Raw genomic sequence first — 21276 nt, forward strand, 5'->3', positions numbered from 1 at the left:
AAAGCCACCGCCATGCCGCGCCGTGCCCCGTCCCGCCATCCTGCCACCGACGGCCTTTTGCGCGACCTGCGCAGCGGGCTTCTCGGGCGGCGCGAATTTCTCAGCCGGGCCACGGCGCTCGGGCTTGGGGCGGCGGCGGCCTATACGCTTGGCGGTTTGCCACGCGCCGCACATGCCGCAACACCCGTGCGGGGCGGCACCCTGCGCATCCAGCAAAGCGTCAAGGCGCTGCGCGATCCACGCGCCTATGACTGGAGCGAAATGGCCAACCTGACGCGCGGATTCCTCGAATATCTCGTGGAATATCGCCGCGACGGCACGTTTCATCCGATGTTGCTGGAGGGGTGGGAGGTGAGCGACAACGCCACCCGCTACACCTTGCGCTTGCGCCCGGGCGTGCGCTGGAACAACGGCGATGCCTTCACCGCCGCCGATGTCGCCCATAATGTCACCCGCTGGTGCGACAGCACCGCGCCGGGCAATTCCATGGCCACGCGCTGCGCGGCGCTGATCGACCCGGCGACGGGCCGCGCGCGCGACGGTGCCATCACGGTGCGCGATCCGCTCACCGTCGATCTGGTCCTTGCCAAACCGGATATCGCGCTCATCGCCAATTTCTCGGACTATCCCGCAGCCGTCACCCACCCGAGCTATGAGGGGGGCGACCCGTTTGAGCATGGCATCGGCACCGGACCGTTCCGGCCCGTCAGCCTCGAGGTCGGGCATCGCTGCATCCTCGAGCGCGATATCACCCATGACTGGTGGGGCCGCGCGGTGCTTGGCGGGCCATGGCTCGACCGGGTGGAATTCATCGACCTGGGCACCAACCCCGCGACATGGCTCGCCGCCGCCGAAGCGGCTGAGATCGACCTCCTCTACGAGAGCGTCGGCGCCTTCGTTCCGGCGATGGACGCGATCGGCTGGCAGGCGACCGAGACGCCGAGTGCGGCCACCATCGTGTTTCGCGGCATGCAGGGTGACCGGATGGTGGGCACCAACCCCTATGCCCGCCGCAACGTCCGCCGCGCGCTGGCGCTGGCCGTCGACAATACCATCTGTCTGGAACTGGGCCATGACGGGCGCGGCACGGTGGCCGAAAACGACCATGTCAGCCCCCTGCACCCCGCCCATGCCGATCTTGGCCCGTCGCCCTACGACCCCACCGAGGCGCGCCGCCTTGTCACGGAGGCCGGGCTTCTGGGCTTTCGCCACGAGCTTGTCACCGTCGATGACGAATGGCAGCGCAACACCGGCGACGCGGTGGCGGCGCAGTTGCGCGACGCGGGGCTGCGGGTGCAGCGGCGCATCGTGCCGGGGGCCAGTTTCTGGGCCAACTGGCGCGCCTACCCGTTCTCGGGCACGCAATGGAACCACCGACCGCTGGACGTTCAGGCGCTTGGCCTTGCCTATCGCACGGGGGCTGCGTGGAACGAGACCGGCTTCAGCGATGCGGAATTCGACGCGCTTCTGGATCAGGCCACGGGGCTTGTGGACACGGTCGCGCGGCGCGCGGTCATGGCGCGGCTTCAGACCATCCTGCGCGAGGAAGGCGTGATCATCCAGCCCTATTGGCGGGCGCTCTTCAACCATCACAATGGGCGGGTTCTCAACGCCGAGAAGCATCCGGCGCATGAAATCCACCTGCACCGGATCGGATTTGCACCCTAGTGTCCGGTACCCGACACGAGGTGCCCGGTACCGTGGCGAGTGGCCGTTCTTGGCCTGAAGGGGACGTTGGGGGAGCCGCGCATCGGCGGGCCGCGGTGCGGCGATCCAACGTTCGTTTGGCAGCACTTTATCGTGCCAAATCCGAAAAACCTCATGGCATGGCGCTGGTTGCAGCCAAATCGCCGTGCCGGGGGGCGGCCCGGCGATGCGCGGCGGCGCGCCAAGGCGCGCCTCGATTCCGCGCAAGGGGGCTTTGCCGTCAACGTCCCCTTCAGGCCAGTTGCGATCCGCCCCCCCATAACCCCGGCATCATGAGCCGCCTCTTGCCAATCGCCCCGTGACGGGCCACGAAAGGGCCATGGACGGCCATGCATTCACCCTTGCGGGCGCCACGCTCACGGCCCTGCCCTCGGGCGCGCTCTATTGGGAGGCGCGCAATCTTCTATGCGTCTCGGACCTGCATCTCGGCAAGGCGCTGCGCCGCGCGCGCGCCGGAGAGCCGCCCCTGCCCCCCTACGAGACGCGCGACACGCTGACCCGGTTCGAATTTGACCTGCGCCGGACCGGGGCCGCCACGGTGATCTGCCTCGGCGACAGTTTCGACGACACGCAAGCCGCCCGCTCCCTGCCCGAGGCCGAACGGCTCTGGATCGCGAAATTGCAGGCGGGCCGCCGCTGGGTCTGGATCGAGGGCAATCACGATCCCGGCCCGGTGGCCCTTGGCGGCGCGCATCTGGCCGAACTGCCCGAACCGCCGCTGACGTTTCGCCACATCGCAAGGCCGGGGCAATCGGGAGAGATATCCGGGCATTACCACCCCAAGATGCGGCTTGCGCTGCGCGGCCAGTCGATCAGCCGCCCGGCCTTTCTGATCGACAGCGACCGGGTGATCCTGCCCGCCTATGGCACCTATACCGGCGGGCTGAGTTGCGAGGATGCTGCCCTGACCGGCCTCATGCGCGCAGAGGCGCTTGCCGTGCTCACCGGCCACAAGACCCACGTCCTGCCGATGCGCGCGCGCCGTTGAGCGTGGGTCATTCGCCCTTGCGGGCGACCTCGTTCACCGCCGATTCGGGCGTTTCGACAGCGGCGCGCGCGGCGTCACTCTCATAGCTGGCCCAGGGCCGGTCAGAGCCGGTGGGCGGCAGGTCTTCGGGCTTGTGCCCCAGATGCAGATGCACCTTTGCAATGAAATGCCCGGTGATCGGCGCGGTCAGGAACAGAAACAGCGTGATCATCAACTCGTGAAACGAAAACCGCCCCAGCACGAATTCGAAATAGAGCATCGAGGCGATGAGCGCGCCCCCCACCCCCAGCGTCGTCGCCTTGGTCGGCGCATGCAGGCGCATCATCGGATCGGGCAGCTTGATGATCCCGATGGAACCCACGAGACCGAAGATGCCGCTGATCACGAGGCTGGCCGAGATGAGGATATCAACGATCATGGCACGCCCCTATTCGATGATGTCGCCGCGCAGCAGATAGCGCGTGTAGGAGACAGTGGAGATGAAACCGGTCATGGCAATGAGCATCGACGCCTCGAAATAGACCGCCGTCCCCTCAAGGATGCCGAACAGAGCCAGAAGTGCGATGGCGTTGATCACCATCGTATCGAGCGCGAGGATACGGTCGCCCACGGTGGGCGCGTTCACGATCCGGTAGATATTGAGCAAAAGCGCCAGACCGAAACAACCGAAAGCAAAGGTGAGGGCGTATCCGATCATTCGAAAATCTCCATCAGCCGACGCTCGTAGCGCGCCTTGATCTCGTCGCGCACCGCCTCGGGGTCCGGCGCATCGAGGCAATGCACCAGAAGGCTGCGCCCGTCCGCCGACAGATCGCTCGACACCGTGCCCGGTGTCATGGTGATCGTGCCCGCAAGCACGGTGATCGCCTCGGGCGTTTTCAGGTCCAGCGGGATCGTCACCCATGCCGGGCGCGTGTTTGCATTGGCCTTGAAGAGGATGATCATGGCCACCTGCACATTGGCCACGCAGATATCCCACAGCACCAGCAGCACGTATTCCACGATCCGAGGGATCGAGCGCAGGCGCGGCGTGTTGGGCCAGTAAGGTGCCGTAACCAGCGGGATGAGCACGCCCAGGATCGTCCCGAGCAGCAGGTTGCCGGGTGTCACCTTGTTGACCAGCATCTGCCAGACCACGATCAGCAAGAGCGTGAGATAGGGATGGGGCAGGATCTTGTGCATCATCTCGGTTCCTCCCTAGCCCTGACCCAGAACGGCGGCGATATAGACGGCGGGCGCATGAAGCTGCGCCGCCGTCGCGTCCAGATACCGCATCACCGGCCCCGCCAGCGCCGACAGCGCCACGATCCCGCCCAGAAGCGTGAAACAGGCCACCAGCGGCAGGGCGGGCTGCGGCGCGGGGGCCTCGGCACCCTCGACGCTCTCGGTGCTCTCGGTGGTTTTCCAGAACACCACGCTGCCCGCCTGCGCCATCCCGAGGATCGCCACCAGCGAGGTGCCAAGGATCATCGCCCAGATCAGCCAGACCCCGGCCATGTCGCGCGTGGCGTCAAGCACCAGAAGCTTGCCGATGAAGCCCGAGAGCGGCGGCATCCCGGCGGTGGCGATGGCCGCCCCGAACCAGAGCGCGGTGACAATGCCATGCTGCGCCAGACGCGGCCCCGGCACCAGCGCACCCGCCGTGGCCCCGCGCCGCTCGCGCACCAGATCGACCACGAGAAAGAGAAGCGCGCCCGCCAGCGTCGAATGGATGGCGTAATAGAGCGCCGCCGCCGTCGATGCCTCGGTAAAGCCCGAGATGGCGATGAGGAGCGTCCCCATGGAGCCGATGGCGGCAAAGGCCGCCAGCCGCCCCAGCCGCCGCGCGCCCAAGACCCCGATCATCCCCACGGCCAGCGTCATGAGCGCGCCGTAAAGCAGGATCTTGTCGATCAGCGCCGCCGTCGCGTCGAGGTCAGGGCCGAAGATCAGCGTGTAGAAGCGCAGGATCGCATAGGCCCCCACCTTGGTCATGATGGCAAAGAGGGCCGCCACCGGTGCCGGGGCCTCGGCATAGGTGTTGGGCAGCCAGAAATGCAGCGGCAACAGCGCGGCCTTGATCGCAAAGACCAGAAACAGCAGCATCGCGCCCACGCGCAAGAGCGCGCTGTCATCGGTGGGTATTTCCGCCGCACGCTCGGCCAGGTCGGCCATGTTGAGCGTGCCCGTGACCGCATATATCGTGCCGAGCGCGAACAGGAACAGGGTCGAGCCGAGCAGGTTGTAGATCACGTATTGCACGCCCGCCTTGAGCCTGCGCGCCCCGCCCGCATGGATCATCAGCCCGTAGGAGGCAATCAGCAGCACCTCGAAGAACACGAAGAGGTTGAAGGCGTCGCCGGTGAGAAACGCACCGCAAATGCCCATGAGCTGAAACTGCCAGAGCGGGTGAAAATTGCGCCCGCGCGCATCCCAGCCGGTGCCGATGGCGTAAAGCAGCACGACAAGCGCCAGCGCCGCCGTCAGCGCCACCATCACCGCCGACAGCCGGTCGAGCACCAGCACGATGCCGAAGGGCGCGGGCCAGTTGCCAAGCTCGTAAACCTCGACCGCGCCGGTCCCGGCATGGATCAGCAGGCCAAGCGCCACGGCCAGCAACGCAACGCACCCCGCCACCGAAAAGACGCGCTGCAACCCGATATGATGGCGCATCGCCAGCGTCAGCACCGCCGCCAGCAAGGCAGGCAGCACGACAGGCACGATGATCCAGTGGCTCATGCCCGGCCCTCCCGGCTGTCATCATCCTCGGGCGGCAGGCTTACCCCGTCCTCGCGCGACGACAGATAGGCACCCAGCGCCATCATCACCACCACCGCCGTCATGCCGAACGAGATCACGATCGCCGTCAGCACCAGCGCCTGCGGCAGCGGATCGGTATAGCTCTCGACCCCTTTGCTCAGAACGGGTGGCGCATTGACCACCAGCCGCCCCGTGGAAAAGAGAAACAGGTTGACGGCATAGGTCAGCAGCGACAGCCCGATGATCACCGGGAAGGTCCGCAGCCGCAGCACCAGATAAAGCCCCGCCGCCGTCATCAGCCCGACCGCGCTTGCCATCAGAAGTTCCATGTCACTGACCCTCCGCTGCGTCACGGGCCGGGTCTATATCCATCGGCTCCACGTTCACGGTCTCGCCCGCCCGCCGCGCCATGCTCGACAAGCTGTTGAGCGCCAGCATCACCGCCCCCAGCACGGTCAGGAACACGCCCACGTCAAACGCCATCGCCGTGGCCCATTCAAACTCTTCGATCGGCGGGAAATGCAGATAGCCGTAATCCGAGGTCAGGAAGGGCCGCCCCGCGAGCCAGGCACCGATCCCCGTCACCGTGGCGATCAGCACGCCGACGCCGATGGTGGCGTGATAGGTCACGCGCTGCCGCGCTTCGGCCCAGGCAAAGCCCGAGGCCATGTATTGCATGAGGAACGCAATCGCCACGACCAGGCCGGCGATGAACCCGCCCCCCGGCTCGTTGTGCCCGCGCAGAAAGATATAGGCCCCCACCATCAGCGAAATCGGCATCATCACCCGCGTCGCCACCACCATCATCAGCGGGTGGCGGTCACCCGCCTCGGGCAGCGCCGGTTGATCCCAGTTGGCAAGCCACCGCCCGCCGGCACCGCGCAGCACCGCCTCGGTCAGCGCGAAGATCACCAGCGCGGCAATGCCCAGCACGATGATCTCGCCATAGGTATCAAAGCCCCGGAAATCCACAAGGATCACGTTGACCACATTGGTGCCGCCGCCGCCCTTGTAGGAATTGGCGAGGTGAAAGGCCGAAATGCTCTCGGCGGCGAAATCGCGCACCAGAATGGCATAGGTCAGCCCCGTCACGGCGCCCCCCCCAGCGAGTGCGATCACCGCATCGCGCGCGCGCCGCCCCGGCGTGCTCTCCACCGGCGTCTCGCGCGGCAGGAAGTTGAGCGCCAGAAGCAGCAGGATGACCGTCACCACCTCGACCGAGATCTGCGTCAGTGCCAGATCGGGGGCCGAGAAATAGACGAATGCCAGCGACACCATCAGCCCCACGACGCCAATCAGCACCAGCGCGGTGAAGCGCGCGCGGTGATAGATCACCAGCAACCCGGTCGCCACGACCAGCAGCAGCCAGCCGATCGCCGGGACCGGCGTGATCGGGATCATCTCGCGCGTCGGCGGCCGCAATCCACCGCCCTGCCACGCCAGCCAGCCCGCCGCCAGCACCGCCACGCTGAACACCGCCGCGTTGCGCATCAGCGCGCCGTTGTGCAGCCCGTCCGTCAGCGCGGTCGAGAGCGCGGTCGCCCCCCGCGTCACCGCGTCGAACATCACCTTGGCCTCGGGGCGCGGCACGGCGTTCCACATCCGCATCGAGGGGCCATGCAGCGCCAGCAGCAAAAGCCCGCCCAGAACCGCGACCACCGACATCCAGAAGGCGGGCACCAGCCCGTGCCAGTGATATATTTTCACGTAAGGCTCCGCCCCGGTCACCGCCGCAGCCGCCACCCGCACCAGATCACCGGCGAAGGTCATCGGCATCAGCCCGATCAGCACCACCAGCACGGTCAAAAACGCAGGCGCGGCCCACATGCCGAAACCCGGATCATGCGGCTTGGCGGGGTAATCGGTCCGCTTCGGGCCAAGGAACACATGAGCGATATAGCGCAGCGAATAGGCCACCGAGAAAAGCGCGCCGAGCGTGGCCACCGCCCCCATCAGCCAATGCGGCCCGAACCACTGCGTATGCGCCACCTCCTCCAGCATCATTTCCTTGGACAGGAACCCGTTGAGCGGCGGGATCCCCGCCATCGACAGCGCCGCCACCGTGGCGATGGTAAAGGTGATCGGCATCAGGTGCCGCAGCCCCCCCAACCGCTTGATATCACGGGTATGCGCTTCGTGATCCACAATACCGGCGGTCATGAAGAGCGCCGCCTTGAACGTGGCATGGTTGATGATGTGAAACACCGCCACCATCGCCGCCGCCTTGGTGCCAAGGCCCAGAAGCATGGTGATAAGGCCCAGATGCGAGACCGTCGAAAACGCCAGAAGCGCCTTGAGATCGTCCTTGAAGAGCGCGATCTTGGCCCCGATCACCATTGTAATCAGGCCCGTCGTCGCCACGATCCAGAACCATTCCGGCGTCCCCGCCAGCACCGGCCACATCCGCGCCATCAGGAACAGCCCCGCCTTCACCATCGTGGCCGAATGGAGATAAGCCGAGACCGGCGTGGGCGCGGCCATGGCGTGCGGAAGCCAGAAGTGGAACGGGAACTGCGCCGATTTGGTGAAACAGCCCAGAAGGATCAGGATAAGCGCGGGCAGATACATCGGGCTGGCCTGAATGGCGTCCTTCTGCGTCAGGATCACGCTCAGGTCATAGCTTCCGGCGATGTTGCCCAGGATCAGCATCCCCGCGATCATCGCAAGGCCGCCCATGCCCGTGACCGTCAACGCCATCCGCGCGCCCTGACGGCCCTCGGGCAGATGTTTCCAGTAGCCGATGAGCAGGAAGGACGAGAGCGATGTCAGCTCCCAGAACACCAGCAAAAGCAGGATGTTGTCCGAAAGGACAATCCCCACCATCGCCCCCTGGAACAAGAGCAGATAGGTATAGAACTGACCCATCGGATCCTCGCGCGACAGATAAAACCGCGCATAGAGAATGATCAGCAGGCCGATGCCAAGGATCATGCCCGCAAACAGAAGCCCCAGCCCGTCGAGCATGAAATTGACGTTGAGCCCCAGCGAGGGCAGCCACTCGATGCCAAAGGTCAGCACCTCGCCGCGCATCACCGAGGGCGCACAGATGAGCAGGAAGATCAGCGCAAGGATCGTCGGCAAGGCGGTAAAGGCGGCACAGGTATTGCGCCCCGCCTGAATCATCAGCCCTGGCAGGAGCGCGCCCAGAAACGGCAATGCCGCGATGATCGGCAACAACCCTGCGACGGTCTCCATCACGCCCTGCCCCCTGTCGTGTTCTCCGGGTCCGCTCGCGCATCGCGTGGCGGCCCTTTCCTCTTGTTGTCGGTAATATATGGACAGGTGCCGGGGCAACAAGCCGATTCCGACCGTTTTTCCGGGTATTCCGCGTGGCCTGCGTTCAGGCCGCCCGCGCCATCGCCAGCGTGATCGCCTCGAAATGCCGCAGCACCGGCCAGACAGGCCGGGAATGTTCGGGCAGGCGCGCGCGGTCGAAGCCCGCGAGAAGCGTCCGCGCCACCACCTCCGGCTTGCGCCGCATCCGTCCCAGATAGAGGCTTTCGGTGATCGTGCCCGCAACCTCGATCTCGTCATGTTCGGGCAGGATCAACCCGTGATAGCACACCAGCGGCCCGCCCTCGGCGCGCACCGCCGAAAAGCCGTTGACCAGATGCCGCGCGGGCACCAGAACCGCCTCCTGACCGAACAGATATTCCACGTCAGACCCCCGGATCACCAGTCGCTGATGCGGGGCCACGATGATATCCGCGCGCAACCCGAAATAGGGCGCGCGCAGCCGCACCGGGGCAAAGCTGCCCAGCGCGGGCACGGTGCAGGCCAGGGATTGGAGCACCGGCACCGCCGCGCTGCCCGCCCCGCGCACAAGATCCCCGCGCCGCAGTTTTCCGACATGGACATAGCCGTATGGCACCCGCACCGGCACCAGCCCGCCCAGCCCCGGCATCGGCCCGACCGGCTCGACCGCGTCGGAGAGCGCGGCAAAGATCACCTGCCCGTCCATCTGCCGCTGACGCGGATCGGTAAAGACGGTGCGCAGATCGGCAAGCGGCATCGGATGCGGCGGCGCCAGCGTGACCGAGGTCATCCCCAGCACATCGGGCCGCTCCAGCGTGAGCCGCCCCCAGCGCGCGGGCGCGTCCCAGCTATAGGTGATGCGCAGGCTCTCGCTGCGGTCATCGGGGCGAAACGGCAAGGTGGCATGGCGCAGATCGCCCGCCTGATTTTCCACCAGCACGATCCCCCCAGACGGCAAAAGCTGAAGCGAGAAACTGCCCGCCCAGGGATGCGTGCGCCCGAAGGCCAGAAGCGTTAGCGGTTGCCGCTCGATCGCAGGGCGCGTCTCGATCATCAGCGTGCCGCGCGGCAGGAGCGCGTCGGGTCCGGGCAGCGGACCGGGGTCGACCGACCCGAGCCCGGCGGCGTTGAACTGCCCCCCCTCTCGCGTGCTGAGCGCGATCCAGCCCATTCAGGCCGCCCGTCCCGCCAGAAGCCGTGCCTCGAAGGGGCGCAACATGCGCCGCGCGGCGGGGCTGTAGCCTGCGCCGGTCGCGGGGTCGATCTCGGGGAACAGCGCGCAGATCTCGGCCACGATCCCGGCCTCGAAGCTGCGCGCGGTCTGTGGCCCCGGCAGAAAGCTTTCGGTCAGAAGACCCTCGGACCAGATCAGTTGATGCCGGTCGAAGAGCAGATGCACATAGTCGACCTCGCCCCCCTCGATCCGTCGCACCGAGCGGTCATTCACCAGATCGCGCGCCGCGACCAGAACCTCGCCCTCACCGAACAGAAGTTCGGCAAGGCTGTCGCGGATCAGAACCCGGTGCAGCGGCGAGAGCCGCAGCGCACCGTGCCGCCCGAATGTATCGGGCGCTATGGCGATGGGGGCAAAGGCCCCCGTCGCCGCCACCCGCCGCGTGCCGATCCAGCGCAGCGGTTGCGCGCCCTCGTCCTTGGTCAGCACCAGATCGCCGGGACGAAGCGCCTCTACCGCCACCTCGCCATGGGGCGTGCGGATGCGCGTTCCGGCCACGAAACAGGGCACCGAATCCACGGTGACAAAGCCGACATCGCTCACGCCCGTGCTGCTTGCGACCCCGTAGGTGAAGCTGAACACTTCGGTATCACCATCACCGACCACCGTCACCGTGCCATCGGCATTGAGCTGAAGCTGTTGACCCGAGTTGAGCGTGACGATATCGCCCGCCGCCACCGCCTGCCCGTTGAGATGGGTGATGGTCAGCGTGCCCGCAGTGTTGTTGATGTCATTGCCCAGCAGGTCCAGCACGCGCGAGCCATCGGGAAACAGCGTCGTGCTGTCATCCGTCGCCACCAGCGTGGTCTGCACGCTGTCGGCGGCAATGAGCACGGTCGAATCGTAATTCGCATCGGTCACGTCGGCGATGCCGATACGGATGGAATTCACCTCGCCGGAATTGACCGGAATGGTCAGCGTCAGCGTGAGCGTAAAGCCGTCCATCTCGGTGTTGAACTGATCGCCGGTATTGTCCTGAAAGAGGTTGGGGGCCGATCCGGCGTTCAGATTGTTGGGATCGATATCGCCGTCCCCGATCGAGAGCGGCACCTGCGTGCCATTGATCCAGACGCCGAAGAAATCCTGGAACGCGCCGACGGCGAATTCGGGAAACTCCTCCGAGGCAAAGACGAACTGCATCGTCATGACATCGCCCGTGGGGATGAAATCCACGTCGAGATAGGCCGCGTCGAAGGTGGGCGCCCCGGCGGCGGCGTTGAAATCGGCCACGCCGTTCGGGCCGTTGGAATCGGTCGTGGTGCTGGTGCTCAGGTTCGACTGGAAGAAGTTGTTGTTGGTAAAGCCCCGAAGATCGCCGGTCGAGAACATCACGCCCGTGTCGCCCGGCACCACGCCGGGTGAAATCGCATTGCCGTTCGTATAAATCCCCGAAGAGTCGCGGTCACCCGTGTAGGAGGCGTCGATGACCTGCACACCGTCGCCGAATATCGTCTCGGCCATCTGCATGGCCGATGCGTTTCGGCTGATCGGAATCTCTACGCCTGCAACCATGCCTGCCCACCTCGTCTACGTGAGGCAGCGCCGCAGGCAGCCCTTGGGCCATGACGGAAAGGTGCATTTCGCACGGGTTGTCCCGCGTGCCTGCCGCTCTGTTCCTTGGGCCATCGCGTCCGGTTTTCCGGATCACGTCGGCCCGCCTGCGATTGCTCTTGCCCTGCCTCGGGTTTGTTATTCCTGCCATGATAGCAAACCCTTCCAGCGCTGTTAAGGTTTATTCGCAACCCCGCCGCATTTGCACCCGCCCGCGATCCGCGCTAGCCAATGCGCATCAGATGAAAGGTTGCCCCATGCCCGCCGCCCCGCTCGATCCTGTGCGCCTCACCGTCGATCTTATCCGTTGCCCCTCGGTCACGCCCGAGGAGGGCGGCGCGCTGCGGCTGCTGGAGGGGGTTCTGTCGGAGGCGGGCTTTGCCTGCACCCGCGTGGACCGGGGCGGCATCGCCAATCTCTTTGCCCGCTGGGGCGACAAGGGCGCGGCGCGCAGCTTCGGCTTCAACGGTCATACCGATGTGGTCCCGGTGGGGGATGCGGGCGCCTGGTCCGTGCCCCCTTTCGGCGGGGTCGAGCGTGACGGCGTGCTCTACGGGCGCGGGGCCACCGACATGAAATCCGGCGTTGCCGCCTTTGCCGCCGCAGCGGTGGATTTCGTCCGGCAGACGCCCCCCGACGGCGCGGTGATCCTCGCCATCACCGGCGATGAGGAGGGCGACGCCACCGACGGCACCACCGCCCTGCTCGACTGGATGGACGCGCAAGGCGAGCGCATGACTGCCTGCCTTGTCGGAGAACCCACCTGCCCCGCACGCATGGGCGAGATGATCAAGATCGGGCGGCGCGGCTCGCTCTCGGCCTTTTTCACGCTGACCGGGGTGCAAGGCCATTCCGCCTATCCGCATCGCGCCTGCAACCCGTTGCCCGCCATGGCGCGGCTGATGGACCGGCTGGCCTCGCATCCCCTTGATGAGGGCACCGCGCATTTCGACCCTTCGACGCTTGCCATCGTCACCATCGACACCGGCAACCCCGCCACCAACGTGATCCCGGCGCAGACCCGCGCCACCGTCAATATCCGCTTCAACGACGCCCATGACAGCGGGTCGCTCATCGCCTGGATGCAGGGCGAGCTTGACCGCGTGAACGCCGACTTCGGCACCACCGGCGACTTGACGGTCAAGGTCTCGGGCGAGAGCTTCCTCACCCCCCCCGGCGCGCTCTCGGATCTCGTCGCCCGCGCGGTCGAGGCCGAAACCGGCGTTGCGCCGGTGCTCTCAACCACGGGGGGCACGTCGGACGCGCGCTTTGTCAAGGATCACTGCCCGGTGGTGGAGTTCGGCCTTGTCGGCCAGACCATGCACCAGGTGGATGAGCGCGTGGACGTGGCGCAGATACACCAGTTGAAGGCCATTTATGCCCGCATCCTGCGCGACTTCTTTGCATGAGGCGCGCCACCCTTGTCGTGATGGTGAAAGAGCCGCGACCGGGCCGCGTCAAGACGCGGCTGGGGCGTGATCTGGGCATGACCGCCGCGGCGTGGTGGTTCCGTCACCAGGTCGCGCGCCTCTTGCGCCGGATCGAGGATCCGCGCTGGCGGCTGATCCTTGCCGTCAGCCCCGACCGCGCCGGGCTGACAAGCCGTGTCTGGCCCGCCCATCTGCCCCGCGTGCCGCAGGGCGCGGGCGATCTGGGCGACCGGATGGGGCGCCTGTTCCGCAGCCTGCCGCCGGGTCCGGTCTGCATCATCGGGGCCGATATTCCGGGCATCGAGCGCCATCATATCGCCCGCGCCTTCGCCTCCCTCGGGCGCCATGACGCGGTGATCGGCCCCGCACCCGATGGCGGCTACTGGCTCATCGGGCTGAGGCGAACCGCCGCCGTGCCCGCCCGCCTCTTCGAGGGCGTGCGCTGGTCGGGGCCCCATGCCCGGACCGACACCCTGCGCAGTCTCGGCCCGGCCCGCGTCGCGCTGACCGATACGCTCCGCGATGTGGATGAGGCGCGCGATCTGCGACCGATGACGCGCGGCCCGCAACCGGGGGGATGAACGGGCCGCTTCCGTGACGGCATGACCGACCCGATGGCCCGGGCAAGGGTCACGCCCTCCGGCTCAGATCCCCCAGGCGGCGCATTTGCGATCCACCGTCTTGCGCGCGACCCCAAGGCGGCGTGCGGCCTCGGCCCGGTTGCCGCCGCAGGCATCGAGCACGGCCATGATGTGGCGCTGCTCCACCAGTTCCAGCGTCTCGATGGCCTCAACCCCGGTCACGCGCCCCTCGCCCGCGAAATCCGGTGGAAAACCCCCAAGGATGACCGAGCGCTCGATCAGATTGCGCAATTCGCGCACATTGCCGGGCCAGTCGTAGCGGCTCAGCTTCAACAGGACCTGCTCGTTGAGCTCCAGCGCGGGCATCCCCAGAACCTTGGCGAATTCGCTCATGAAGAACGCGGCCAGTTCCCCGATATCCTCCTTGCGATCCTTGAGGGCGGGCATCGCCACGTTGACCACGTTGATGCGGTGATAGAGATCGGCGCGGAACCGGCCCGCGCGCACCGCCGCCTCCAGATCGGCGTTGGTGGCGAAGAGAAAGCGCAGGTCGAGCGGCATCTCGCGCTCTGAGCCCAGCGGACGGATGCGCCGGTCCTCCAACACGCGCAGAAGTGCCGCCTGCACCGTCTCGGGCAGTTGCGCCACCTCGTCGAGCAAAAGCGTGCCCCCCTCGGCATGGAACAGCAACCCATCCTTGCGCCGCCGACCGTCCTCGATCACGCCGAACAACTCTTCGGCAATATGGTCGCCCGAGATCGCCGCGCAGTTCACCGCCACAAAGGGCTTGTCCGCCCGCTTGGAAAGCGCGTGCAGCGTGCGCGCGGCCACTTCCTTGCCGGTGCCGCTTGCGCCCGTGAACAGCACCGAGGTCGGCATCGGCGCGAGGCGCGCCAGTATCTCGCGCACCTGCCGGAGCGCCGGGGAGTGCCCCAGCAGCCGACCGCGCGCCGTGCCACCGCCGCCCGACAACTCGTGGCGCAGCAGGTAATTGTCGCGCGCCAGATATTTGCGGTCGAGCGCGCGCGCCACCGCGTTCAGGATCTGGTTGGCGCGAAACGGCTTGAGCACGAAATCCGTGACCCCCGCCCTCAACGCCTTGATCGCCGTTTCCAGATCGGCATAGGCGGTCATCAGGATCGTCTCGGCGAACAGCCCCACCCGGCGCTGGTCCTCCAGCCAGTCAAGTCCGGTCCTGTCGGGCATGATGTTGTCGAGAATGAGCAGATCAAAATGCGCCTGATCGAGGATTTCGCCCGCCTCGCGGCACGAACGCGCCTGTTCCACATGGCGACAGCGCGGCCCCAGCGTCTTGATCAGGAAATTGCGCATCCCCGGTTCGTCGTCGATGATGAGGACGGCGGCGCGCGCAAGGTTTTCACCGTAATCGTCGCGCGGCGTATCGGCCTTGGCGATGGCGCGGGGCGTCATTACCGTCCGTCACCAAGGCGAACGGCATCGCTCGCGCGGGTTGCCTCGACCGTATAGCCCAGTTCGCGCAACGCCCAAGGAGCGGCGGCGGCGATCACGGCACAGGCCACGAAGGCGGCAAGCATGGCTTTCATTGTCGTGTCTCTCCTGTTTCATCGGGTGGCGCGGCGCAGATAGGCGATGAGGTCCTCACGGTCCTGCGCCCCGGTAATGCGTTGCATCGGCATCTTGGAGCCGGGGATGTAGTGGTCCGGACCCAGATCGAAGAGCGCGTCGATGCTCTGATCGTTCCAGACAATATCGGAATTGGCAAGGATGGGCGAGTAGGGATAATTCGGCACCGTCCCCGCCGCGCGCCCGAAAAGGCCGTGAAGGCTCGGCCCCGCCTTGCGCGAGGGCGGCGGCGTGAGCGCGTGGCAGATCGAGCATTTGCGCATGAATTGCCGCTCGCCATTCTCCATCTCCCCGGGCGGGCGCAGGAAGCTGTGCTCGGCCTCGCCCGCCGGGTCGAAACCGTCGAGCAGCGCCACGGGCCAGCCATAGACCACCTCCGGCAGCCCTCCGGCATAGAGCATCGCCCCGTCGGGCGAGAACGCCAGCGCCCAGACCGGCCCCCGCTCCATGGCCTTGAAATCACGGGTGATGGTCCATGCGCGCGTGTCGATCACCATGATATAGCCATGCCCGTCCCCGGCGGCGAGTTGGCCCGACCCCTCGTGATGCACCAGCGCCAGCACGGGCCGCCGGTCGAGCGTGAAATCGGCGATCTCGGCCCCGGTCTCGGGGTTGACCACCCGCGTTGCGCCATCGACCGCGCCGAAAGCGATCCACGCATCCCCCGGCCCCACGACCAGTTCGTTGATGCCAAAGCCCTGATCGACAAGCACGCGGGAAACCGCCTCGTCCTCTTGCCAGGGCCACACCCGCAACGTGCCATCGGCGGAGGTGGAAAAGAGCCGCGTCCCGTCGCGGGCAAACCCCACATCTGTCACCGGGGCGTCATGGCCCTTGAGAAAGCGCGGCGCACCGCCCTGCGCGGGCCACAGACCGATCGAGCCATCCCAGCTTGCCGAGGCGATCCACGCCCTGTCAGACGAGACGGCAACCGAGGCCACCTTGCCCTGATGCCCCTCGAGCCGCGTTGCCGCGCCGCTTTCGCGGTCCCAGAGGAGCACGTCGAAATCGTCGCCGCCCGAGACGAACCGGCCCTCGTCCAGAGGTGCCACCGCGATGGCCGCCGCCGCGTGCCCCTCGAACCAGCGCGGCACGCGCCCCTGCCAAAGACCCACGGAATTGTCGAAGCTGGCCGAGATCACCGCCCCGCCCGGCAGCATGGCCAGCCCCATCACAGGCCCGCCATGCCCCTTGAGCGTGGTGAAGTCCTGCGCCGCGGCCGGGACCGCCGCGAGGCACCAGAGCGCCGCTATCCATCCGCGCATGATTTCACTCGGCGGGATGCGCGGCCTTGCCGTGATCCGGCGCATGGCCTTTTTGCTGCAATTCCTCGAGCCAGAGCCCGTGATGCTCGCGCGCCCATTGTTCCTCGACCTCGCCCGAACCCATGGCGTCATAGGCCCCCTCCATGCCGACCGATCCGATATAGATATGGGCGAGGATGATGGCGATGAGGATGAAGGCCACGATCGTATGCCAGAGCGTCGCAAGCTGCATTTCCTCATGCGGCGCAAGCATCTCGGGCAGGGGTCCAAGGCCCACGATCTGCGGCAGGCCCATGTTGTTGAGGATGACGAAGGTCTTGGCGAACATCGGCAACTCAAACGGGAAGAGCAGCGACAGGCCCGAGGCCGAAATCGACGCGCCAAAAAGGATCACCGACCAGAAGATCATCTTTTGACCCGCGTTGAATTTCCTCGCCGGCGGATGCACGCCCTTGGTGAATATCCCTCCGCCCACGGCCAGCCATTTGAGGTCGGTCCGGTTGGGGATGTTGTGCATCACCCACAAGAAGAACACCATCACGAGGCCGAGCATGAAGGCCCAGGATATATTGTTGTGGACCCATTTGGAGCCGACCGCGATGGTCGAGAAGGCTTCGTGTCCCAAGAGCGGGATGATCGCCATGCGCCCGAACAGCACCAGAAGCCCGGTGATCGCCAGCACCACGAAAGAGCCCGCCATCAGCCAATGGGCAAACCGCTCCACCGCCTGAAAGCGGGTGACGGTGCGCCCGGTCTTTTCGCCATCGATGCGGATCTTGCCTCGAACGAGGTAGAAAAGCGCCAGCAGTGCCAGCGTCCCACCGAGCAGATAGGCGCCATAGGTGGCAAGCGGCCCCTTGCGGAATTCGAGCCATTTCATGCCGCCATCCTGGATCAGCACGCGCGCCTCCGGGCCGCCTGCCGACACTTTCACATCCTCGAGCCCATAGCGCAGCGCGCGCCAGACCTCTGCATCGGACGCGCCGCCAAGCGTGCCCAACTGCCCGGCCATACCGGCCGCATCGTCGCCGCCGGTGGCGTTGCGACGAAACGAATCGTCGATCTTTTCGCCGCGCTGACGGGCAAGGATGTCGTCGAGCGTCTGGGCACCACCGGTGGCCGAGCGATCAGGCCCGGACGCCTCCGGTCGGTCCTGCGCCATGGCAGGAAGCGCGAGCAGGAAACACAAGGCCAGGCTGAGAATTGCGCGCATGATGTCCTCGATCCAGATCAGGTAGACCCGATTTCTTCAAAAGAAATCGGATCGGAAACTTTTGAAGTTTCCGATTTCCATCGCGCCGATGCCGACGGTCGTGGCGACCTCCGGCATCGGCTAGGGGGCGATCAGCCGCCGCTTTGCTGTCCGTAGGCGCTGCCCCAGCCCCAGGCGCCCGAGCCGAAGCCACGGGCCACCACGCGCTCGCGGTAGATGGCCGAGACCACATCGCCGTCACCGGCCAGAAGCGCCTTGGTCGAGCACATCTCGGCGCAGATGGGCAGCTTGCCCTCGGCGATCCGGTTGCGCCCATACTTCTGGAACTCGGCCTGGGAGTGGTTCTCCTCGGGGCCGCCCTTGCAGAAGGTGCACTTGTCCATCTTGCCGCGGGACCCGAAATTGCCCGCCTGCGGGAATTGCGGCGCGCCGAACGGGCACGCGTAGAAGCAATAGCCGCAGCCGATGCACAGGTCCTTGGAGTGGAGCACCACACCTTCCTCGTCCTGGTAGAAGCAATCCACCGGACAGACCGCCATGCAGGGCGCATCCGAGCAGTGCATGCACGCCACCGAGATCGAGCGTTCACCCGGCTTGCCGTCGTTGATCGTCACCACCTTGCGGCGGTTGATCCCCCACGGCACCTCGTGCTCGTTCTTGCAGGCGGTGACGCAGGCGTTGCATTCGATGCAGCGTTCGGCGTCGCATAGAAACTTTGCTCTTGCCATGTCTCTTTCTCCTTACGCTGGCATGATCTTGCAGAGAGTGGCCTTGGTCTCCTGCATCTGGGTCACGCTGTCATAGCCATAGGTCTGGGCGGTGTTGGTCGATTCGCCCAGCACATAGGGATCGGCCCCGGCGGGATATTTGTCGCGCAGGTCCTTGCCCTCGAAATGGCCGCCAAAGTGGAAGGGCATGAAAACCACACCCGGCGCGACCCGTTCCGTGACCATCGCCATGACCTTGACCTTGGCACCTTCGGCACCCTCGACCCAGACCTGTGCGCCATCCCGCACACCAAGGTTGTTGGCGTCGCGCGGGTTGACTTCGACGAACATGTCCTGCTGCAGCTCGGCGAGCCACGGGTTGGACCGCGTCTCGTCGCCGCCGCCCTCGTATTCGACCAGACGGCCGGAGGTGAGGATGATCGGATACTCTTTCGAGAAGTCGTTCTGCTGGATCGAGGCATACATGGTCGGCAGGCGCCAGAACTTGCGGTCCTCGTAGGTCGGGTAATCCGCCACCAGGTCACGACGGTTCGTATAGAGCGGTTCGCGATGCAGCGGCACCGGGTCGGGGAAGTTCCAGACCACCGTGCGCGCCTTGGCATTGCCGAAGGGGGCGCATTCGTGCTTGATCGCCACCCGCTGGATCCCGCCCGAAAGGTCGGTCTTCCAGTTGGCTGCCGGGCCGCCCACGGCGTCTATTGCCGCGCGTTCCGCCTCGGTCAGCTCGGCATCCCAGCCCAGATCCATCAGCATCTGCATGGTGAATTCCGGGTATCCGTCCTGGATATCGGAATTCGCCGAGTAGACACCTTCGGCCAGCAGGTTGTCGCCGTCACGCTCCACGCCAAAGCGGGCGCGGAAGGTAAGACCGCCCTCGGAGACCGGTTTGGACATGTCATAAAGCACATGCGTGCCGGGATGGTTCATCTCCGGCGTGCCCCAGCAGGGCCATGGCAGACCGTAGGTGTCGCCATCGGCCGGGCCACCCACCGCGCGCAACGTGGTCTTGTCGAACGTGTGCTGGTTGGCCATGTGAAGCTTGAGCCGTTCGGGGCTCTGGCCGGTATAGCCGATGGTCCACATGCCGCGGTTGAACTCGCGGGTCACGTCCTCGATGTTCGGCTCGCCGTTCTCCTCGATGGCAATGTTGCGGAACATCCGGTCATGGAAGCCGAATTTCTCGGCAAAGAGCGCGATGATCTCGTGATCCACCTTGGACTCGAACAAGGGTTCCATCACCTTGTCGCGCCATTGCAGCGACCGGTTCGAGGCGGTGACGGAACCGCGCGTCTCGAATTGCGTCGTCGCAGGCAGCAGATAAACACCATCGGTGCGGTCGTTCATGACGGCGGAAACCGTCGGGAACGGATCGACCACGACCAGCATGTCCAGCTTTTCCATCGCGGTCTTCATTTCCTTGCCGCGTGTCTGGCTGTTGGGCGCATGACCCCAGAGCACCATGGCCCGCACATTGTTGGGCTGGTCCATGTTCTCCTTGTCCTCAAGCACGCCGTCGATCCAGCGCGACACGGGGATACCCGTGAGGTTCATCATCTTCGTGTCGCCATAGGCCGCGTCGTCGAACCGGGCCGTGAGCCAGTCCAGATCCTCTTCCCAGACGCGCGCCCAATGGGCCCAGGCCCCTGCCGACAGACCGTAATAGCCCGGCAGCGTGTCGGCCAGAACGCCAAGATCGGTCGCGCCCTGCACGTTGTCATGGCCGCGGAAGATGTTGGTGCCGCCGCCTTCCACACCCATGTTGCCAAGGGCCAATTGCAGGATGCAATAGGCGCGGGTGTTGTTGTTGCCGTTGGTGTGCTGGGTCCCCCCCATGCACCAGATCAGGGTGCCGGGCCGGTTGTTGGCCAGCGTCCGCGCCACCCGGCGCAACTGGCTTCCGGGCGCACCGGTCACGCGCTCGACCTCTTCGGGCGTCCACTTCTTCACTTCGTCCTTGATCTGCTCCATCCCCCAGACACGGGTGCGGATGAACTCCTTGTCCTCCCAGCCGTTCTCGAAGATGTGCCACAGGATGCCCCAGATCAGCGCCACGTCCGAGCCCGGACGGAAGCGGACAAATTCATCGGCATGGGCCGCCGTGCGGGTGAAGCGCGGATCGCAGACGATGAGCGGCGCGTTGTTCTCTTCCTTGGCCTTCAGGACGTGCAGCAAGCTGACGGGATGCGCCTCGGCGGGGTTGCCACCGATGATGAAGATCGCCTTGGAATTATGGATGTCGTTGTAGCTGTTGGTCATGGCGCCGTAGCCCCATGTGTTGGCCACGCCCGCCACGGTGGTGGAGTGACAGATGCGCGCCTGATGGTCCACGTTGTTCGTGCCCCAATAGGCCGCGAACTTTCGGAAAAGGTAGGACTGTTCGTTATTGTGCTTGGCCGAGCCGAGCCAGTAGACGGAATCCGGGCCGCTTTCTTCGCGGATCTTCATCATGCCGTCGCCGATCTCGTTGATCGCCTGTTCCCAGCTGATGCGCTTCCACTCGCCGCCCTCTTTCTTCATCGGATACTTGAGGCGGCGCTCGCCATGGGCGTGCTCGCGGACCGCGGCACCCTTGGCGCAATGCGAGCCGAGGTTGAACGGGCTGTCCCAGCCGGGTTCCTGCCCCGTCCAGACGCCGTTCTGCACCTCGGCGATGACGGTGCAGCCGACCGAGCAATGCGTGCAGACGGATTTCACGGTCTTGACCGCCTCGTTTGCCGCGCTCTGCGCGTTCGCACGGGTGACGGTGCCCCCCATGGCCCCCATCGCGGCAAGGCCACCGATCGCCAGACCACTGCCGCGCAGGAACGCGCGGCGGTCAACGGACCGGCCACCGATGTCGGACAGGATACTTGTCCGCTGGGGGCGTCGCGCAACCCCGTTGGTCTTTTTCCTAAGCATGTTTCTCTCTCCTCCCTTGGCCGCTCAAAGGCCGGGCATTATGACGAACCACAGACGGTCGGGCATCACGCAACCGGTCGTC

Annotated in this window: 18 protein-coding genes; 4 read left to right on the top strand and 14 right to left on the bottom strand. The window is 65.9% G+C overall.

What is annotated here, in order from left to right; translation table 11 throughout:
- The first annotated feature begins 12 nt into the window (after positions 1-12).
- Together ABIE57_RS07375 and pdeM are read left to right on the top strand one after the other, a co-directional pair.
- The gene (locus ABIE57_RS07375; RefSeq protein WP_354538359.1) at positions 13-1668 is read left to right on the top strand and encodes an ABC transporter substrate-binding protein; all 1656 of its coding nucleotides are present in this window, start codon (positions 13-15) and stop codon (positions 1666-1668) included.
- A gap of 358 nt (positions 1669-2026) precedes the next feature.
- Positions 2027-2695, top strand: a complete 669-nt coding sequence (gene pdeM / locus ABIE57_RS07380) for a ligase-associated DNA damage response endonuclease PdeM (protein ID WP_354538360.1) — start codon at positions 2027-2029, stop codon at positions 2693-2695.
- Between the two features lie 7 nt (positions 2696-2702).
- Here the strand turns inward: pdeM and ABIE57_RS07385 are convergent, their stop codons facing one another.
- The 8 genes from ABIE57_RS07385 to ABIE57_RS07420 all read right to left on the bottom strand — a co-directional run bounded on the left by ABIE57_RS07385 (position 2703) and on the right by ABIE57_RS07420 (position 11435).
- Positions 2703-3113 (bottom strand): Na+/H+ antiporter subunit G, encoded by a 411-nt coding sequence (locus ABIE57_RS07385; RefSeq protein ID WP_354538361.1) that lies wholly within the window; start codon positions 3111-3113, stop codon positions 2703-2705.
- Between the two features lie 9 nt (positions 3114-3122).
- Positions 3123-3392 carry a K+/H+ antiporter subunit F gene (locus ABIE57_RS07390; RefSeq protein ID WP_354538362.1) on the bottom strand — a complete coding sequence of 90 codons (270 nt, stop codon included), beginning with the start codon at positions 3390-3392 and terminating at the stop codon, positions 3123-3125.
- Positions 3389-3880 (bottom strand): Na+/H+ antiporter subunit E, encoded by a 492-nt coding sequence (locus tag ABIE57_RS07395; RefSeq protein WP_354538363.1) that lies wholly within the window; start codon positions 3878-3880, stop codon positions 3389-3391. The genes ABIE57_RS07390 and ABIE57_RS07395 overlap by 4 nt, the downstream gene beginning before the upstream one ends.
- A gap of 12 nt (positions 3881-3892) precedes the next feature.
- A complete protein-coding gene (locus ABIE57_RS07400) occupies positions 3893-5413 on the bottom strand; it encodes a monovalent cation/H+ antiporter subunit D (RefSeq protein ID WP_354538364.1) in 1521 nt (506 codons plus the stop codon).
- The gene (locus tag ABIE57_RS07405; RefSeq protein ID WP_354538365.1) at positions 5410-5763 is read right to left on the bottom strand and encodes a Na+/H+ antiporter subunit C; all 354 of its coding nucleotides are present in this window, start codon (positions 5761-5763) and stop codon (positions 5410-5412) included. Before ABIE57_RS07405 ends, ABIE57_RS07400 begins: the two co-directional genes overlap by 4 nt.
- A 1-nt stretch (position 5764) precedes the next feature.
- Positions 5765-8629, bottom strand: a complete 2865-nt coding sequence (locus ABIE57_RS07410) for a monovalent cation/H+ antiporter subunit A (RefSeq protein ID WP_354538475.1) — start codon at positions 8627-8629, stop codon at positions 5765-5767.
- A 145-nt stretch (positions 8630-8774) separates the two neighbouring features.
- On the bottom strand, positions 8775-9860 hold the full coding sequence (locus tag ABIE57_RS07415) for a Hint domain-containing protein (protein WP_354538366.1): 1086 nt from the start codon (positions 9858-9860) through the stop codon (positions 8775-8777).
- Entirely contained in the window at positions 9861-11435 is a 1575-nt protein-coding gene (locus ABIE57_RS07420; protein WP_354538367.1) for a Hint domain-containing protein, read from the bottom strand.
- A gap of 296 nt (positions 11436-11731) precedes the next feature.
- On the opposite strand from ABIE57_RS07420, the gene dapE reads away from it, so the two are divergent.
- Entirely contained in the window at positions 11732-12883 is a 1152-nt protein-coding gene (dapE, locus tag ABIE57_RS07425; protein WP_354538368.1) for a succinyl-diaminopimelate desuccinylase, read from the top strand.
- On the top strand, positions 12880-13485 hold the full coding sequence (locus ABIE57_RS07430; RefSeq protein ID WP_354538369.1) for a TIGR04282 family arsenosugar biosynthesis glycosyltransferase: 606 nt from the start codon (positions 12880-12882) through the stop codon (positions 13483-13485). Before dapE ends, ABIE57_RS07430 begins: the two co-directional genes overlap by 4 nt.
- Positions 13486-13548: 63 nt before the next feature.
- On the opposite strand, the gene ABIE57_RS07435 is transcribed toward ABIE57_RS07430, so the two are convergent.
- The 6 genes from ABIE57_RS07435 to ABIE57_RS07460 form a co-directional block, all read right to left on the bottom strand.
- A complete protein-coding gene (locus ABIE57_RS07435; protein ID WP_354538370.1) occupies positions 13549-14916 on the bottom strand; it encodes a sigma-54-dependent transcriptional regulator in 1368 nt (455 codons plus the stop codon).
- On the bottom strand, positions 14916-15050 hold the full coding sequence (locus ABIE57_RS07440) for a hypothetical protein (protein WP_354538371.1): 135 nt from the start codon (positions 15048-15050) through the stop codon (positions 14916-14918). The genes ABIE57_RS07435 and ABIE57_RS07440 overlap by 1 nt, the downstream gene beginning before the upstream one ends.
- 18 nt (positions 15051-15068) lie before the next feature.
- Positions 15069-16355 (bottom strand): c-type cytochrome, encoded by a 1287-nt coding sequence (locus ABIE57_RS07445; RefSeq protein ID WP_354538372.1) that lies wholly within the window; start codon positions 16353-16355, stop codon positions 15069-15071.
- Between the two features lie 4 nt (positions 16356-16359).
- Entirely contained in the window at positions 16360-17568 is a 1209-nt protein-coding gene (locus tag ABIE57_RS07450) for a formate dehydrogenase subunit gamma (RefSeq protein WP_354538373.1), read from the bottom strand.
- Between the two features lie 131 nt (positions 17569-17699).
- Positions 17700-18296: a formate dehydrogenase FDH3 subunit beta gene (fdh3B, locus tag ABIE57_RS07455; RefSeq protein ID WP_210878764.1), complete on the bottom strand. Its 597-nt coding sequence runs from the start codon at positions 18294-18296 to the stop codon at positions 17700-17702.
- A gap of 12 nt (positions 18297-18308) precedes the next feature.
- The gene (locus tag ABIE57_RS07460) at positions 18309-21194 is read right to left on the bottom strand and encodes a formate dehydrogenase subunit alpha (RefSeq protein WP_354538374.1); all 2886 of its coding nucleotides are present in this window, start codon (positions 21192-21194) and stop codon (positions 18309-18311) included.
- Positions 21195-21276: the final 82 nt, after the last annotated feature.

Source organism: Roseovarius sp. MBR-6, assembly GCF_040547525.1.
Classification (GTDB): Bacteria; Pseudomonadota; Alphaproteobacteria; order Rhodobacterales; family Rhodobacteraceae; genus Roseovarius.

Coding starts and splice junctions, on each gene's coding strand:
- ABIE57_RS07375 (WP_354538359.1), top strand. CDS start 13: ATGCCGCGCCGTGCCCCGTCCCGCCATCCTGCCACCGACGGCCTTTTG.
- pdeM (WP_354538360.1), top strand. CDS start 2,027: ATGGACGGCCATGCATTCACCCTTGCGGGCGCCACGCTCACGGCCCTG.
- ABIE57_RS07385 (WP_354538361.1), bottom strand. CDS start 3,113: ATGATCGTTGATATCCTCATCTCGGCCAGCCTCGTGATCAGCGGCATC.
- ABIE57_RS07390 (WP_354538362.1), bottom strand. CDS start 3,392: ATGATCGGATACGCCCTCACCTTTGCTTTCGGTTGTTTCGGTCTGGCG.
- ABIE57_RS07395 (WP_354538363.1), bottom strand. CDS start 3,880: ATGATGCACAAGATCCTGCCCCATCCCTATCTCACGCTCTTGCTGATC.
- ABIE57_RS07400 (WP_354538364.1), bottom strand. CDS start 5,413: ATGAGCCACTGGATCATCGTGCCTGTCGTGCTGCCTGCCTTGCTGGCG.
- ABIE57_RS07405 (WP_354538365.1), bottom strand. CDS start 5,763: ATGGAACTTCTGATGGCAAGCGCGGTCGGGCTGATGACGGCGGCGGGG.
- ABIE57_RS07410 (WP_354538475.1), bottom strand. CDS start 8,629: ATGGAGACCGTCGCAGGGTTGTTGCCGATCATCGCGGCATTGCCGTTT.
- ABIE57_RS07415 (WP_354538366.1), bottom strand. CDS start 9,860: ATGGGCTGGATCGCGCTCAGCACGCGAGAGGGGGGGCAGTTCAACGCC.
- ABIE57_RS07420 (WP_354538367.1), bottom strand. CDS start 11,435: ATGGTTGCAGGCGTAGAGATTCCGATCAGCCGAAACGCATCGGCCATG.
- dapE (WP_354538368.1), top strand. CDS start 11,732: ATGCCCGCCGCCCCGCTCGATCCTGTGCGCCTCACCGTCGATCTTATC.
- ABIE57_RS07430 (WP_354538369.1), top strand. CDS start 12,880: ATGAGGCGCGCCACCCTTGTCGTGATGGTGAAAGAGCCGCGACCGGGC.
- ABIE57_RS07435 (WP_354538370.1), bottom strand. CDS start 14,916: ATGACGCCCCGCGCCATCGCCAAGGCCGATACGCCGCGCGACGATTAC.
- ABIE57_RS07440 (WP_354538371.1), bottom strand. CDS start 15,050: ATGAAAGCCATGCTTGCCGCCTTCGTGGCCTGTGCCGTGATCGCCGCC.
- ABIE57_RS07445 (WP_354538372.1), bottom strand. CDS start 16,355: ATGCGCGGATGGATAGCGGCGCTCTGGTGCCTCGCGGCGGTCCCGGCC.
- ABIE57_RS07450 (WP_354538373.1), bottom strand. CDS start 17,568: ATGCGCGCAATTCTCAGCCTGGCCTTGTGTTTCCTGCTCGCGCTTCCT.
- fdh3B (WP_210878764.1), bottom strand. CDS start 18,296: ATGGCAAGAGCAAAGTTTCTATGCGACGCCGAACGCTGCATCGAATGC.
- ABIE57_RS07460 (WP_354538374.1), bottom strand. CDS start 21,194: ATGCTTAGGAAAAAGACCAACGGGGTTGCGCGACGCCCCCAGCGGACA.